Below are 15859 nucleotides of genomic sequence, written 5' to 3' on the forward strand. Positions count from 1 at the left end.
GCAAGTTAGCGGCTTTTCAGTGGCTTTGGTGTAGCCCATTTCCGAAAGCGCTGGACGGACAGCGGGGCTACGAGGGGACCTTGCCGTGACCGCAAAGCGCGAGCGTGCGGAGTGCCGCTCGTAGCGCCAGCGGCCAAAACCTGCGGCAAATTTGACATGTGTCATCGCACCTTTTCGTTTCTTGGCTAGTCTTACATGTTGGCGGCCAACAAACCGCCGCCCGTGATATCCGAGAGACGCCGGCAACGTCCCGTGCGTCCAAACCTGATCAGGAGTGCACGATGGACCTGAACCGTCGGCAGTTCTTCAAGGTCGCCGCCGTCGGCCTTGGAGGCTCGAGTCTCGCGGCGTTGGGCATGGCCCCGACAGCCGCGTTCGCCGAGCAGGTGCGCCACTTCAAGCTGGCGCACACCAAGGAAACCCGCAACACCTGTCCCTACTGCTCGGTCGGCTGCGGCCTGATCCTGTACAGCCAGGGCGATGCGGGCAAGAACGTCAAACAGAACATCATCCACATCGAAGGCGACGCTGATCATCCGGTCAACCGCGGCACCCTGTGCCCCAAAGGCGCCGGGCTGCTCGACTTCATCCACAGCCCCAGCCGCCTGCAATACCCCGAGATGCGCAAGCCGGGCAGCCAGGAGTGGGTGCGGGTCAGCTGGGACGAGGCGCTCGACCGCGTCGCCACGCTGATGAAGCAGGACCGCGATGCCAACTTCATCGAGAAGAACGCCCAGGGCCAGACGGTCAACCGCTGGCTGACCACGGGCTTCCTCGCGGCGTCGGCAGCGTCCAGCGAAGCAGGCTACCTGACTCATAAAGTCATCCGTTCACTCGGCATGCTGGGGTTCGACAACCAGGCGCGTGTCTGACACGGCCCGACGGTGGCAAGTCTTGCCCCGACGTACGGCCGTGGCGCGATGACCAATCACTGGTCTGACATCGCCAACGCAAACCTGGTGCTGGTCATGGGCGGCAACGCAGCCGAGGCTCACCCCTGCGGGTTCAAATGGGTGACCGAGGCCAAGGCGCACAACAAGGCGCGCCTGATCGTGGTCGATCCGCGTTTCACCCGGACCGCTTCGGTGGCCGACTACTACGCGCCGATTCGCACCGGCAGCGACATCGCCTTCATGGGCGGGCTGATCAACTACCTGCTGACCACCGACCAGATCCAGCACGAATACGTGCGCAACTACACCGACGTGTCGTTCATCGTCAAAGAGAACTATGGCTTCGAGGATGGCCTGTTCAGTGGCTATGACGCGGCCAAGCGGATCTATGCCGACAAGTCCGGCTGGGGCTACGAGCTGGGCGAGGACGGTTTCGCCAAGGTCGACCCGACGCTGCAGCACCCGCGCTGCGTGTTCCAGTTGATGAAGCAGCACTACAGCCGCTACACGCCGGAAATCGCCAGCATGACCTGCGGCATGCCCCAGGACCAGATGATGAAGGTCTGGAAAGAGATCGCCACCTGCGCCGTGCCGGGCAAGACCATGACGATCCTCTACGCCCTGGGCTGGACCCAGCATTCGATCGGTGCGCAGATCATCCGCAGTGCGGCGATGGTCCAGCTGCTGCTGGGCAACGTCGGCATGCCCGGCGGTGGGGTCAACGCCCTGCGCGGGCATTCCAACATCCAGGGCCTGACCGACCTGGGGCTGCTGTCGAACTCGCTGCCAGGCTACCTGACGCTGGCCGGCGACGCCGAGCAGGACTACGCCGCGTTCATCGACAAGCGCGCCTCCAAGCCGCTGCGTCCGGGCCAACTCTCGTATTGGCAGAACTATGGCAAGTTCCATGTCAGCCTGATGAAGGCCTGGTATGGCGCCAACGCCACCGCCGAGAACAACTGGGGCTACGACTGGCTGCCCAAGCTCGATGTGGCGGCCTACGACGTGCTGCGCATGTTCGAGATGATGGGGCAGGGCAAGGTCAACGGCTACATGTGCCAGGGTTTCAACCCGATCGCCGCGCTGCCGGACAAGAACCGCGTCACCGCGGCGCTGGGCAAGCTCAAGTGGCTGGTGGTCATGGACCCGCTGGCCACCGAGACATCCGAGTTCTGGCGCAACGCCGGGCCTTACAACGATGTCGACACGGCCAATATCCAGACCGAGGTGATTCGCCTGCCCACCACCTGCTTTGCCGAGGAGGACGGCTCGCTGGTCAACAGCAGCCGCTGGCTGCAGTGGCACTGGAAGGGCGCTGACGGCCCCGGCGAGACGCGCACCGACGTACAGATCATGAGCGAGCTGTTCCTGCGTCTGCGTGAGCGCTACAAGTCGGAAGGCGGCGCTTACCCCGACCCGATGCTCAACATCAGCTGGCCGTACAAGATCCCCGACGAGCCTTCCCCCGAAGAGCTCGCCAGGGAGATGAACGGCTGGGCGGTGAGCGACATGACCGACGCCAGTGGGCTGGCCATCAAGGGCGGCCAGCAGTTGTCGGGCTTCGGTCAGTTGAAAGATGACGGCAGCACAGCATCCGGCTGCTGGATCTTCGCCGGTTGCTGGACCGAGCAGGGCAACCAGATGGCCCGGCGCGACAACAGCGACCCCTACGGCATGCATCAGGTGCAGAACTGGGCCTGGGCCTGGCCGGCCAACCGCCGCATCCTCTACAACCGCGCCTCCAGCGACCCGCAGGGCAAGCCCTGGGATCCGCACAAGAAGCGCCTGGTGTGGTGGAACGGCAAGGCCTGGGGCGGCACCGACGTGCCGGACTTCAAGGTCGATTCACCGCCTGAAGCGGGGATGAACCCGTTCATCATGAACCCCGAGGGCGTGGCGCGCTTCTTCGCCATCGACAAGATGGCCGAAGGGCCGTTCCCCGAGCACTACGAGCCGTTCGAGACGCCGATCGGGATCAACCCGCTGCACCCGAACAACAAGAAGGCCACCAGCAACCCGGCAGGCCGGATCTTCGATTCGGTGTGGGACACCCTCGGCAAGCACGAGGAGTTCCCCTACGCAGCGACCACCTACCGGCTGACCGAGCACTTCCACTTCTGGAGCAAGCACTGCCGCCTGAACGCGATCATCCAACCCGAGCAGTTCGTCGAGATCGGCGAAGTGCTGGCCGTCGAGAAGGGCATCAAGGCGGGGGATCGGGTACGGGTGTCGAGCAAGCGCGGGCATATCGAGGCGGTGGCGGTGGTGACCAAGCGGATCCGTCCGCTGCAGGTCAACAACCAGACCGTGCACCAGATCGGCATCCCGCTGCACTGGGGTTTCACCGGTTCGACCCGGCATGGCTACCTGACCAACACCCTGGTGCCGTTCCTCGGTGATGGCAACACCCAGACGCCGGAGTCCAAGTCGTTCCTCGTCAACGTGGAGAAGATCTGATGGCCCAGCAAGATATCATCGCCCGCTCGGCCACCACGACCGTACCGCCTTCGGTACGCCAGCAGGAGCAGGTCGCCAAGCTGATCGACACCACCAAGTGCATCGGCTGCAAGGCCTGCCAGGTGGCGTGCTCGGAGTGGAACGAGCTGCGTGACGAGGTCGGCCACAACCATGGCACCTACGACAACCCGCAGGACCTCACCGCCGACACCTGGACCCTGATGCGCTTCACCGAGCACGAGCGCGACGACGGGAACCTGGAGTGGCTGATCCGCAAGGATGGCTGCATGCATTGCGCCGACCCTGGCTGCCTCAAGGCCTGCCCGAGCCCCGGCGCGATCATCAAGCACGCCAACGGCATCGTCGACTTCAACCAGGACCACTGCATCGGTTGCGGTTATTGCATCACCGGCTGCCCGTTCAACATCCCGCGGATCTCGCAGAAAGATCACAAGGCCTACAAGTGCAGCCTGTGTTCCGACCGCGTGGCCGTGGGCCTGGAGCCGGCCTGCGTGAAGACCTGCCCGACCGGGGCGATCGTCTTCGGCAGCAAGGACGAGATGAAGGTGCATGCCGACGAGCGCATCGTCGACCTCAAGTCGCGCGGCTACGAGAACGCCGGCCTGTACGACCCGGACGGTGTCGGTGGCACCCACGTGATGTACGTGCTGCACCACGCCGATACACCCAGGCTGTATGCAGGCCTGCCGGACCAGCCGGTGATCAGCCCACTGGTAGGGTTGTGGAAAGGCATCAGCAAACCGCTGGCGCTGCTGGCCATGGGCGCGGCGGTCCTGGCCGGGTTCTTCCACTATGTGCGGGTCGGGCCGCAGCGGGTCGAGGAGGACGAGCATCCCGCTCCGACCGATACCAGCGTGCACCAGGTGGATCCGGCAGTGCACGTCTATGACCCGGGCAAGCCCGGCGGGCAAGGGGAGCAGCGGCCATGAACGACAACAAGCCTATCCTGCGCTACAACGCCAACGAGCGGACCAACCACTGGATCGTCGCGATCCTGTTCTTCATGGCCGGGCTGTCGGGCCTGGCGCTGTTTCATCCGGCGCTGTTCTGGCTCAGCAACCTGTTCGGTGGCGGCCCCTGGACGCGCATCCTGCACCCCTTCCTCGGGGTGGCGATGTTCGTGTTCTTCCTGGGGCTGGTGATCCGCTTCTGGCGGGCCAACTTCATCACCGCCAACGACCGCCTGTGGCTGCGCCGTGTAGATCGGGTGATGCGCAACGAGGAAGAGGGCGTGCCGCCGATCGGCAAGTACAACGCCGGGCAGAAGCTGCTGTTCTGGACCTTGCTCGTGTGCATGCTGATCCTGCTGGTCAGTGGCGTGGTGATCTGGCGCGCCTGGTTCAGCCAGTACTTCGACATCGGCGCGATCCGCCTGGCCACCTTGCTCCATGCCCTGGCGGCGTTCGTGCTGGTGCTGAGCATCATCGTGCACATCTATGCCGGGATCTGGATCAAGGGCTCGGTCGGCGCCATGCTGCATGGCTGGGTCAGCCGTGCCTGGGCACGCAAACATCATGAGCTGTGGTACCGGGAAGTGACCGGCGACAAGACGCCACACAACCCCGGACGGAAAGAAGGATGAGCGCTTGAGCACGATTCTCGAACCCGGGCAGATCGAAGCATCGGCGGTAATGCCGCCGTTTCTTCACCAGCCCGCCGACAACCTGTTCGAACTGCGCGCGGCGCGACTGGAGCAGCTTGCCCAGGGCCATGCCCTTGGCGACTACCTGAGGTGGGTCGCGCGCCTGTGCCGGGTGCAGCAGCACCTGCTCGACAACCCACCGGGCGGGGTGCCGGTGGCCGAGGCGCGTCAGCGACTGTGCATCAGCCACGGCCTGCCGCCGCTGGCCGCCGACAGCCTGGTGCGAGAAGGGCCGTGGCTGGTCTGGTTGCAGGCGTTGCTCGATCGCTTCGAGGCACCGGGGCAAGGCGCATTGGCTGATGCGTTGGAGGCCCTGCGCAACAGCGACGAGGCCCAGCGCAAAGGCTGGGGCATCGCTTTGCTGAGCGGGCAGTACGATGCCGTGCCCGCCGCACTGGTGCCTTTCATCGGCGCCGCACTGCAGGCTGCCTGGGCCAGTTGGCGCCGGGCCTTGCCCAGCGATGAACTCAAGCCCGGCGGCAGCCTCGCGCAGTGCCCCTGCTGCGGCGCGCCGGCGATGGCGGGCCTGGTACGCAACCGGGGCAAGCACAACGGGCTGCGTTACCTGGCCTGTTCGCTGTGCGCCTGCGAGTGGCATGTGGTGCGGGTCAAGTGCGTGTATTGCGAGTCGAGCAAGGACTTGCGCTACTCCAGCCTGGAAGATGACCGCCATGCACCGGGCAAGGCGCCGCTGCGGGCGGAGTGCTGCCCAGGATGCAACACCTACCTCAAGCACTGCTACCTGGAAAATGACGCGATGGGCGAGGCACTGGCCGATGACCTGGCCAGCCTGGCGCTGGATATCCGCCTGGACGAGGAAGGCTTTCATCGGCTGGCGCCGAACCTGATGTTGGCGCCGGGGGGCGGGTGAGGGTCTACACTGTCAGACCGAGTCGCCCTTTCCGCTTGTAGGAGCGGCGGTTCGCCGCTGCGACTTGCCCGCGAAAGGGCCATCACAGACACCGGATCAACCAAGGTAGTACCGCATGTCGTCAAGCCTCGCCAATCAAGCGCCACGCCTGCCCTCCATCGACACCCTGCTACGCCATCCCGCCTGCCAGCCCTTGCTCGATCGCCATGGCCGCGACGCCACCCTGGCCAGCCTGCGTCAACTGCTCGACGACCTGCGCGAACCCGCTCGCCTCGGCCAGTTGAGCGCCGTCGAACTGGCTGCTGAAGTCCTGCTTGGCCGCGCCGGCGAGCGCCTGGCGATCCAGCAACGCAGCCAGGTGCGAAGGGTCTTCAACCTCACCGGTACGGTGCTGCACACCAACCTCGGTCGCGCCCTGTTGCCGGAAGAGGCCGTACAGGCGATGCAGACCGCCGCGCGTTATCCGCTCAACCTCGAATTCGACCTGGCCACCGGCAAGCGTGGCGACCGCGATGACCTGATCGAGGGCCTGATCCGCGAGCTGACCGGCGCCGAGGCGGTCACCGTGGTCAATAACAACGCCGCTGCCGTGCTGCTGGCGCTCAACAGCCTGGGCGCGCGCAAGGAAGGGATCATCTCCCGTGGCGAGTTGATCGAGATCGGCGGCGCCTTCCGCATCCCCGACATCATGGCCCGTGCTGGCGTGCGCCTGCACGAGATCGGCACCACCAACCGCACCCATGCCCGCGACTACGAGGCGGCGATCAATCCGCGCACCGGCCTGTTGATGCGTGTGCATTGCAGCAACTACAGCATCCAGGGCTTCACCACTCAGGTGCCGACCGCGGAGCTTGCGCGCATCGCTCACCAGCATGAGCTGCCGCTGCTCGAAGACCTGGGCAGCGGCAGCCTGCTCGACCTCACCCGCTGGGGACTGCCCGCCGAGCCGACGGTGCGCCAGGCGCTGGCCGACGGCGCCGATATCGTCACCTTCAGTGGCGACAAGCTGCTGGGTGGTCCGCAGGCGGGCATCATCGTCGGGCGCAAAGAGCTGATCGCCAGGATCAAGAAGAACCCGCTCAAGCGCGCGCTGCGTGTGGACAAGATCACCCTGGCGGCGCTCGAGGCGGTGCTGGCGTTGTACCGCGACCCCGATCGCCTGGCCGAACGCTTGCCCAGCCTGCGCCTGCTGACCCGGCCCCAGGACGAGATCGTCGCCCAGGCGCAGCGCCTGGCGCCCGAACTGGCTGCGCGACTGGGCGGGCAGTGGACGGTCACGGTCGAGCCCGCATTGGGCATGATCGGCAGCGGCAGCCAGCCGGTGGCACGGCTGCCCAGCGCGGCGCTGTGCTTGCGGCCACAGGTCTCGAAGAAGCTGCGTGGGCGCAGCCTGGGGGTGCTGGAGCGCGCCCTGCGCGAATTGCCGGTGCCGGTGCTTGGGCGCATCGATGACGATGCCTTGTGGCTCGACCTGCGTCAGCTGGATGACGAAACCCAGTGGCTGGCGCAGTTGCCGGCGCTGCAACTGGGGCCGGTGCAGTGATCGTCGGCACCGCCGGGCATATCGATCACGGCAAGACCGCGCTGCTCCAGGCCCTGACCGGCCAGGCCGGCGACCAGCGCCAGGAAGAGCGCGCCCGGGGCATGACCATCGACCTCGGCTATCGCTATGCGGCGCTGGCCGAAGGCGAGCCGTTGACCGGCTTCATCGACGTGCCCGGTCACGAGCGTTTTATCCACAACATGCTCGCTGGCGCCCAGGGTATCGACCTGGTGCTGCTGGTGGTGGCCGCTGACGACGGCGTCATGCCGCAGACCCGCGAGCACCTGGCGATCATCGAGCTGCTGGGCATTCCCCAGGCGCTGGTGGCGATCAGCAAATGCGACCGGGTCGAGGCGTCGCGGCGTCTTGAGGTCCAGCGGGAGGTCGATGCGCTGCTGGCGCCCGGGCCCTATGCGGGCGCTCGGCAGTTTGCGCTGTCCAGCGTGACCGGGGAAGGTGTCGAGGCGCTGCGCCAGGCCTTGGTCGAGGCTCGCGCGCAGGTGCAGCGGCGCGCGACGCAGGGCGGTTTTCGCCTGTCGATCGATCGCGCTTTCGCGGTTTCGGGCGCGGGGGTGGTGGTCACCGGCACGGCACTGGCCGGCCAGGTGCGTGCGGGTGACACGCTGTTGCTGGGCAAGGCGGGCAAGCCAGTACGGGTACGTGGCCTGCATGCGCAGAATCAGGCTGCGCTGGTGGCCGAGGCCGGGCAGAGGGTGGCGCTGAACATCAGTGCCGAGCGCCTGACCGTGGAGCAGGTGCACCGTGGCGACTGGCTGGTGCCCGAGTGGCTGCATGCGCCCAGTTCGCGTATCGATATCGAGTTGTCATTGTTGCCGAGCGAGACGCGCACCTTCGAGCATTTCAGCGCGGTGCATGTGCACCTCGGCACCCAGGACGTGACGGCGCGGGTGGCGCTGCTGGAGGGCGAGGCTCTGACGGCAGGCCAACGCATGTTCGCTCAGTTGCTGCTCAACGCACCGTTGCAGGCTGTGCATGGCGACCGCCTGGTGCTGCGCGACCAACGCGCCCAGCGCACCCTCGGCGGTGGCCAAGTGCTTGATCCTTTCGCCCCCAGCAGACAGCGCCGCAGCGAGTCGCGCTTGCGCCAACTGCAGGTGCTGCGCGATGCCTGCGATCTGGAGCAGGCCCTGCCGGCCCTGTTGGCGGCGGCTCCCGCCGGGCTCGACCCGCAGCGCCTGGAGCGACAGTTCAACCGTCTGCGTGACAGTTGGCGGTTGCCCGATGACGTCCAGGTGATTGCCACCCGCCAGGGGCCGTTGCTGTTCGATCGTCAGCAATGGCAGGCGCTCAGGCGTGAAGTGCTCGTGCAACTGGCGCGGTTCCATGAGCAGGAGCCCGACCAGCTTGGCCCCGACCGCGACCGCCTGCGCCGCTTCTGTGCCTTGCCGCTGGAGCGTGCCGCTTTTGTCAGCCTGCTGGACGAGTTGCTCGGTGAGGGCGCAGTCGCCAGCAGCGGCCCGTGGTTGCACCTGCCGGATCACAAGGTGCAGTTGAGCGACGCCGATACTGCGCTCTGGGAGCGTCTGCAACCGCGTTTGCTGGAAGGCGCGTTCGATCCGCCCTGGGTCAGGACCTTGGCTGCAGCCGAGCAGGTGGAGGAAGCCCAAGTGCGCCTGCTGATGCGCAAGCTGGCACGGCTGGGGGTATTGCACCAGGTGGTGCGCGACCTGTTCTACCCGCAGGAGACGATCCTGCGCATGGCCGAGATGCTGTTGCGGCAGACACAGGACACGCCGGTAGTGCAGGTGGCGGCGTTTCGCGATATGTTGGGCATCGGTCGCAAGCGCAGTGTGCAGATTCTCGAGTACTTCGACCGGCTCGGCCTGACCCGCAGGGTCGCCGAGCAACGTCACATCCGCGCCGACAGCGCGCTGGCCCGGCAGCAGGCCAGGCCCTGAGTTCAAGGAAGGCAATCGCGCCCGGTGGCGCGGCCGGGCTTCAAACCCGGTTGGGGACGGCAGCCGTTCCCGGGCAGGTTCGACTCCCGCTGCCTTCCGCCATTTTCGCCAGGCCCATTCGCGGGCAAGCCCGCTCCCACAGGTACAGCACAATTCTCAAGAACTGTGGAGATCCCTGTGGGAGCGGGCTTGCCCGCGAAGAGGCCATGACAGGCTGAAACCTAAGCCCGCTCCCCACACAGGTCCAATGCAAACCACCGCTCTGCGGCCTCCACATCCAACCCAGCCCCCAACAGCGCGAACATCTTGCCCAGCGCCGCTTCGCGAGTCATCCCGCCGCCACTGACCAGCCCGGTATCGCGCAGCTTGCTGCCGGCGGCATAGGTGTCGAACACCACCGCGCCTTCGGGACACTGGCTGATCGCGACGATCATCACCCCACGCCGACGCGCGTCATGCAGCGCATCGAGCAGTGCCTGGTCATCGGAGGGCCCGGTGCCGCTGCCATAGCACTCCAGCAGCAAGCCCTGCACACCGGCCTCGCGGAACCCGCGCAGGTAATCTGCACACAACCCCGGGAACACCGGCAGCACCGCCAGCTTCACTGGTTGGCGCACCTGGCGGTAGTCCAGGCTGGCCGGGATCTGTGCAGCGCGCTCGCCTTCGCGATGGCGCTCCATCACTGTGAACGCATCGAAGGCTTCGCTGCGCAGTTTCGAGGCGCGGCAGCCGTGCAGCAGGTGGCCGTGGAAATACAACTGCACGCCGTTGCCCAGGCCCTGCTCGAAGTGACGCAAAGCACCGACCAGGTTGTCCCAGGCGTCGCTGTCCGGCGCACCGGCCGGCAGCATGGAGCCGGTGAGCAGGACCGGCACCTGCAGGCCGAGCAGCAGGAACGACAAGGTCGCGGCGCTGTAGGCCAGGGTGTCGGTGCCATGCAGCACCAGCACGCCGTCATGGCCGTCATGCTCGACCGCCTCGACGATGGCATCACGCATCGCCAGCCAGTTGGCCTGCTGCGTGTTGGCGCTGTCGATCAGCGGGTTGAGCTCGCGCAAGGTCCATTGCAGTGTCGGCGCGTCCTTGCGCTGTGCCAGGTGGTCACGCATGCGTGCATCGAAGCCACCCGCCGGCGCCAGGCCTGCGGGGGTCTGCAGCATGCCGATGGTGCCACCTGTGTAGAGAACGAGGAGATTCTTGACTGCACCCATGGAAGGATTCCGAAGCGAGGAGCGAAGGAAAGCCGGCCGCCCACGAGCGGGGCGGCCGGACAGGGCAGGGTATCAGCGCTGGTGCTGAAGTTCGCCAGCCGCTTTGTCAGTGGCTGTTTCAGCCTGAGGATTGGCTGGCCAGGCGGCACGGTCCAAGTCCAGGTCGGCAAATTTGCTGGAGTCGAAAACTGGCTGCTTGATGCCAGCCTTGCGCTGTACGTCGTAGTCGCGCATCACGCGCAGGCCGACCTTGAACAGCAGGGCCAGGGCGACCAGGTTGACGAAGGCCAGGCAGGTCATGGTGATGTCGGCGAAGGCGAACACGGTCGACAGGTCCTGCATCGAACCCCAGACCACCAGCGCCAGCACCAGGCCACGGAAGACCATCAGCACGACACGGTTGCGGCTCAGGAACTGCAGGCTGTTCTCGCCCAGGTAGTAGTTGTAGAGGATGCAGGTGAAGACGAACAGCGACAGCGCGACGCTGACGAAGATGCGGCCCCAGTCACCGACCACGGCGGCCAGCGAGTTCTGGGTCAGGACGATACCGTCGCCCTCGAAGCCCGGAGTGTAGAAGCCCGACAGCAGGATCAGCAGCGCGGTGCAGGTGCAGATCACGAAGGTGTCGAGGAACACGCTGAAGGCCTGCACCACGCCTTGTGCGCCTGGGTGCTTCACCGCAGCCACTGCAGCGACGTTCGGGGCACTGCCCAGGCCCGCTTCGTTGGCGAACACGCCGCGCTTCACGCCCATGACGATGGCGCTGCCGAGCAGGCCGCCAAAGGCTGGGTCGAGGCCGAAGGCGCTCTTGAAGATGGTTTCCAGCATGGCTGGCACGTGTTCGATCTGGGTGCCGATCACGTACAGGGTCACGCCGATGTAGGCCAGGGTCTTGATCGGGACCAGCAGGTCCGAGACTGCGGCGATGCGCTTGATGCCACCGATGAAGGTGATGGCCAGCAGCACTGCCAGGACGATACCGGTTTGGCGTGGGTCGAAGGCAAAGGCGTTCTGCAGCGAATGGGTCACGGTGTACGACTGCAGGCCGATGAAGGCGAAGCCGTAGGTGACCAGCAGCAGGATCGAGAACACGATCGCCATGCTCTTGAGCTTCAGGCCGTGCTGGATGTAGTAGGCCGGGCCGCCGCGGTACAGACCGTCACCGTCGGCGCGCTTGTACACCTGGGCCAGGGTACATTCGAAGAAGCTGCTGGACATGCCCACCAGTGCGGTGACCCACATCCAGAACACCGCGCCTGGGCCGCCCAGGGTCACGGCGATGCCGACACCGGCGATGTTACCTGCACCGACGCGGCCGGCGAGGCTCAGCATCAGGGCCTGGAACGAGCTCAGTTGGCCAGCCTGGCCGCGCAGGGACTCCTTGAACACGCCGAACATGTGGCCGAAGTGGCGGAACTGGACGAACCGGGAACGAATGGTGAAGTAGCTACCGAGCCCGACGATCAGGACGATGAGCAGTTTTCCTGAAAGGAAATCGTTAAGTGCTTCGAGCATTGGAAAATGACCTCGATTCTTATTCTTCGTGTGGAGTGACCAGCGGCGGCAAGGACGCGCGCTATCGTTGGCGCGCATGGTTGGTCATGACACCTGTGGTTACAATTTCGCGGGTTGCTCTGTTTTGGTGCGACTTGATGCTAGACTTGCACCACTCGCATCACCTGGAACGCCGTTCATGGCCGATTTTCTAGCCGCCAATCTCAAACTCGCCTGCAGTCACTACCGCTCTATTTCAGAGGTTTGCCGACAGCTGTCGATCAATCGCGCGCAATTCAACAAGTACCTGAGCGGACAGAGCCAGCCGACGACCTACAACCTCAAGCGCATCGGCGATTTCTTCGGGGTCGAGGATTACGAGCTGAATCTGCCGCCGGAGCAGTTCGCCCGGCTGATCGGTGCGCGCAACCCGTCGGTGTCGTCAGGCCCGCAGGACGACCCGATCAGCGAGCTGTTCAAGCCCTTGCATGCCCAGGCCGGCAATCTGTCGCGCTATTGCGGCTACTACTTCGAATACTCCAACTGCATGTCGGTACCGGGCTCGATCCTGGTGTCGCTGGTGCACCTGTGGGAGGAGCGCGGCAGCTTCCTGTTCGAGCGCCAGGAACGCCAGGAGCGCAGCAGTGCCAGCCAGCATGCGGAAGTGCGTTGCCGCTACCTGGGTGCGGCGTTCCAGTTGCAGGACCGGATGTTCCTGATCGACTACGAGTCGCTGACTCTCAACGAGATGAGCCAGACCGTGCTCATCCCCAGCTTCAAGAGCCGCATCACCCGCCTCAACGGTCTCAAGACCGGGGTTTCCAGCGGTGACCGGCGCAACCCTGCCTGCACTCGCGTGGTGTGGGAGTTTCTTGGTGAGGAGATCAACCGAATCAATGCCTATCGCCAGGTGAAGCTCTATCGCCCGGATGATCCGCGCATCGACGACGACATTCGCGACCGGCTCGGCGCCGGGGCGATCAGCAATGGCTTGTTCGAGATCGAATAGGGCATCGGCTCTACTTGCCCGCGAAAAGCAAGCCACGGTGCCCAACCTGTCACCCCTGGTCGAGAATGAACGCCGCCACCGCATCGGCCACCTGATCGGCAATTTCCGGTGCATCGCGCAGGTGCGCGGCGATGCCGTGGTCGCAGTCGGTCAGCAACAGGCACTCCACATGGGGCGCCGGCACCGAGCGCAGCAGCGCATGGGTGACTTCCTCCGGGATCGGGCTGTAGCGCTGCACACCGCGCAGCAGGCGGGTGCCGGCCGACGTGCCGGGGCCCTGGCCGTGGGTCTGGGAGTTGAGGCCGTCGTACTCGCCGATCACCAGCAGCACCCGCCCCTGGAACTGGCGCAGGAAGGCGTAGCTGTCGCAGTCGAGAAAAGCGTAGGGCTTGCGGATCGCCGCGCTGAAGGCCGGCCCGAACGGCGCGTCGTGGGCGTCATCGGGATAGACCGCCGGGCAGATCAGCACCAGCTTGTCGATGTCTGGCAGTTGCGCCGCAAGCTTGAGGGCAATCGCGCCGCCCAGGCTGTGGCCGACCAGGGTGCGGCACCGCTCGGCGATATGCCGGTGGAAGCGCCGGGCCTCCTGCAGGTTGATCGCCAGTGTCGGTGCGCTGGCGCCGGGCTCGCTCGCCTTGCTGTGGCCGGACAGGTTGCCGGTCAGCGAACCGATGCCCTGGCGTTGCAGGCGATAGAGCAGCGGGTTGAGGCGGGTGAAGTCCGAGCGTGCGCCGCCGACCACGAACAGCGGCGGTGCCCGCTCGCTGTCGGGCAGCAGCAGGCGTGCCTGTTGCTGATAACCGTCGAAGGCTTCGTCGATGAAGCCTTCGGTGCCCGGCGCGGGTTCGTCGTACTGCCAGGTGCTGCGTTGCTCGGAGGTGTTCGCAAAGTCCATGGCGCTCCTTAGAGGAACTGATGTTGCAGCCATTCGCCGAGCGGGTTGCCTGCGCCAAGCAGCAGCTTGAGGGCCATGATGCAGCACACGCAGACCAGCAACGGCTTGATCAGCCTGGGCCCGAAATGCACCGCGCAGCGTGCGCCCAGTTGCGCACCGATGAACGCGGCACAGGCCATCGCCAGGGCCAGGGGCCAGATGATCGCCCCGCTCAGCGAGAATACCGAGAGGGCGCCCAGGTTGCACGCGGCGTTGAGCAGCTTGCTGTTGCACACCGCGCGCAGCAGGTGCTGGCCGAGCAGGATCACGCAGGCGAGCATGAAGAACGAACCCACCCCGGGACCGAACACGCCGTCATAGAAGCCGATCAGCGGTGCGGCGGTCAGGCAGAACACCGCGTTGGAGATCTTCGCCTTGCGCTCGTGCTCGTCGGGCTTGGGGCTGAAGGCGAAGTAGGCCGCCACCAGGATCAGCAGCACCGGCACACAGGCCTGCAGGAACGTCTTGGGCACCAGGCTCACCGACAGCGCCCCGAGGGCGCCTCCGGTGAAGGCCATGGCGGCCATGGGCAGGCCGCGTTGCCAGTCGATCATGCCCTTGCGGGCGAAGGCGACGGTGGCCGACACCGTCGCCGAGGCCGCCTGGAACTTGTTGGTGGCGATGGCCGCCAACGGGTCGATGCCGGCGACGAACAGTACCGGCAGGGTGATCAGCCCGCCGCCACCCGCGATGGCGTCGAAGAAGCCGGCCATCAGCGCCACCGACGCCAGGGTCAGCAGCAGGGAGACATCGATTTCCATCATTACCGCACGTTCCTTTTATTCAGCCGCGCACCAGCAGCGGATCCGGAGTGATCACCCGAGGTTGGGCGAAGGGGGAGTAGCCGAACAGCCGCACCAGCAGGCGACGGTTGTCCTGGACGATGTCGCGACCATGCAGGGCGCGGTTGTTGTTGATCACCAAAGCAGTGTCCGGTTGCAGCACGAAGGGCCGTGGCCGTGTCTCGGCGACCCGTTGCTGGAAGGCGTCGAAGGCCTGGGCGGCGAGGTCGCTGGCCTGGTCGTTGAGCGAGAACCGGTACGAGTTGTAGCGCAGTGCGAAGCCGCCATTGGCGTCGAACTGCAGCATCGCGGTGGCCTGCTCCGGTTCGCCGCTGCCGGCGACGAAGCAGTCGCTGCGGGTGAAGTCGAACGATGCCGAGGTCAGCGCCAGCGCATGCAGGCTGCCCAAGCCTTCGATGACCTCGCGCATGGGGATGACGTGGGTAGGCTCGTTCGCCGGGTTCCAGCGCGCGGTGAGGATCAGTGCAGAGGGCGCAGGCGAATGGTCATCGCGAGCGATCACCGAGCAGTTGTACGGAGCTTCGGTGTGTGGCCCCAGGCGCAGACCGGCGTGGGAGCTGAGTTCCACGCGGGTGTCGCGGGTTTCCTCCGGGCGCGGCTGGCTGCCGCCGCCCTTGAAGTTGCCGACCAGACGCACCTGCTTGCCTTCGTTGTCGATATCGAAGGCGAACGCCCGGTAACGCACCAGTTCCAGCAGGATCTGGTTGCGCGAGGCCAGGTAGAGGCAGCGGGGGTCGTGCTCCAGGCCCTGCAGTTCAGGCAGGTATTCGGGAATGGGGTCGTCGTCCGGACTGGTCATGCCGCGGTACATCAGTGCCGACAGCGTGCCGTCGGCGAAGCGCCGCAGTGTTGCCTGTTGCTGGGGGGCGAGCGATCCTGCCAGCGTTTCGGCAGATTGCCGTGCCTTGCCAGCCGCCCCGAAGACTTCCGGGCCGCCAAGTCGGGCGAGGGATTGACTGGCGACGAACAGCGCATCGGCTTGGTCCTGGGTAAATTCCAGGTACGCGACTTCGGAATCCTGCATGGGAAACCTTCCTTGTTATTGTTGTGTTGGCGTTCCGT

The 15859-nt window shown here is 65.7% G+C and carries 12 protein-coding genes and 1 tRNA gene; 8 read left to right on the forward strand and 5 right to left on the reverse strand.

Annotation, left to right across the window (positions count from 1 at the left end):
- Positions 1-281: 281 nt before the first annotated feature.
- The 7 genes from fdnG (at position 282) to HU748_RS10450 (ending at position 9448) form a co-directional block, all read left to right on the forward strand.
- Positions 282-3350, forward strand: a complete 3069-nt coding sequence (gene fdnG / locus HU748_RS10420) for a formate dehydrogenase-N subunit alpha (protein WP_186720286.1) — start codon at positions 282-284, stop codon at positions 3348-3350.
- A complete protein-coding gene (fdxH, locus tag HU748_RS10425) occupies positions 3350-4300 on the forward strand; it encodes a formate dehydrogenase subunit beta (protein ID WP_054893573.1) in 951 nt (316 codons plus the stop codon). The genes fdnG and fdxH overlap by 1 nt, the downstream gene beginning before the upstream one ends.
- Positions 4297-4953, forward strand: coding sequence for a formate dehydrogenase subunit gamma (locus HU748_RS10430; RefSeq protein WP_186670281.1), 657 nt, complete (start codon positions 4297-4299; stop codon positions 4951-4953). Before fdxH ends, HU748_RS10430 begins: the two co-directional genes overlap by 4 nt.
- Before the next feature lie 4 nt (positions 4954-4957).
- Positions 4958-5884: a formate dehydrogenase accessory protein FdhE gene (gene fdhE / locus HU748_RS10435; protein WP_186720287.1), complete on the forward strand. Its 927-nt coding sequence runs from the start codon at positions 4958-4960 to the stop codon at positions 5882-5884.
- A gap of 115 nt (positions 5885-5999) precedes the next feature.
- Entirely contained in the window at positions 6000-7427 is a 1428-nt protein-coding gene (gene selA, locus HU748_RS10440) for an L-seryl-tRNA(Sec) selenium transferase (protein WP_186720288.1), read from the forward strand.
- On the forward strand, positions 7424-9346 hold the full coding sequence (gene selB, locus HU748_RS10445; protein ID WP_186720403.1) for a selenocysteine-specific translation elongation factor: 1923 nt from the start codon (positions 7424-7426) through the stop codon (positions 9344-9346). Before selA ends, selB begins: the two co-directional genes overlap by 4 nt.
- Positions 9347-9352: 6 nt before the next feature.
- Positions 9353-9448: transfer RNA gene (locus HU748_RS10450), tRNA-Sec, on the forward strand.
- A 119-nt stretch (positions 9449-9567) separates the two neighbouring features.
- Here the strand turns inward: HU748_RS10450 and HU748_RS10455 are convergent.
- A complete protein-coding gene (locus HU748_RS10455) occupies positions 9568-10557 on the reverse strand; it encodes an asparaginase (protein ID WP_186720290.1) in 990 nt (329 codons plus the stop codon).
- A 72-nt stretch (positions 10558-10629) separates the two neighbouring features.
- The gene (locus HU748_RS10460; RefSeq protein ID WP_186670288.1) at positions 10630-12072 is read right to left on the reverse strand and encodes an alanine/glycine:cation symporter family protein; all 1443 of its coding nucleotides are present in this window, start codon (positions 12070-12072) and stop codon (positions 10630-10632) included.
- Positions 12073-12250: 178 nt separating this feature from the next.
- On the opposite strand from HU748_RS10460, the gene HU748_RS10465 reads away from it, so the two are divergent.
- Positions 12251-13060 (forward strand): helix-turn-helix transcriptional regulator, encoded by an 810-nt coding sequence (locus tag HU748_RS10465; protein WP_186709506.1) that lies wholly within the window; start codon positions 12251-12253, stop codon positions 13058-13060.
- Between the two features lie 49 nt (positions 13061-13109).
- On the opposite strand, the gene HU748_RS10470 is transcribed toward HU748_RS10465, so the two are convergent.
- From HU748_RS10470 to HU748_RS10480, 3 genes are read right to left on the reverse strand one after another with little or no spacing between them, the layout of a single operon-like run.
- Positions 13110-13955, reverse strand: a complete 846-nt coding sequence (locus tag HU748_RS10470) for an alpha/beta hydrolase (RefSeq protein WP_186670292.1) — start codon at positions 13953-13955, stop codon at positions 13110-13112.
- Positions 13956-13963: 8 nt separating this feature from the next.
- Positions 13964-14758, reverse strand: a complete 795-nt coding sequence (locus tag HU748_RS10475; protein WP_186670293.1) for a TSUP family transporter — start codon at positions 14756-14758, stop codon at positions 13964-13966.
- Positions 14759-14777: 19 nt separating this feature from the next.
- Complete coding sequence (locus tag HU748_RS10480; protein ID WP_186670294.1) at positions 14778-15821, reverse strand: hypothetical protein; 1044 nt, start codon at positions 15819-15821, stop codon at positions 14778-14780.
- Between the last annotated feature and the right edge of the window lie 38 nt (positions 15822-15859).

It is taken from the genome of Pseudomonas sp. RW3S2, from assembly GCF_014268955.1.
Lineage (GTDB): Bacteria > Pseudomonadota > Gammaproteobacteria > Pseudomonadales > Pseudomonadaceae > Aquipseudomonas > Aquipseudomonas wayambapalatensis.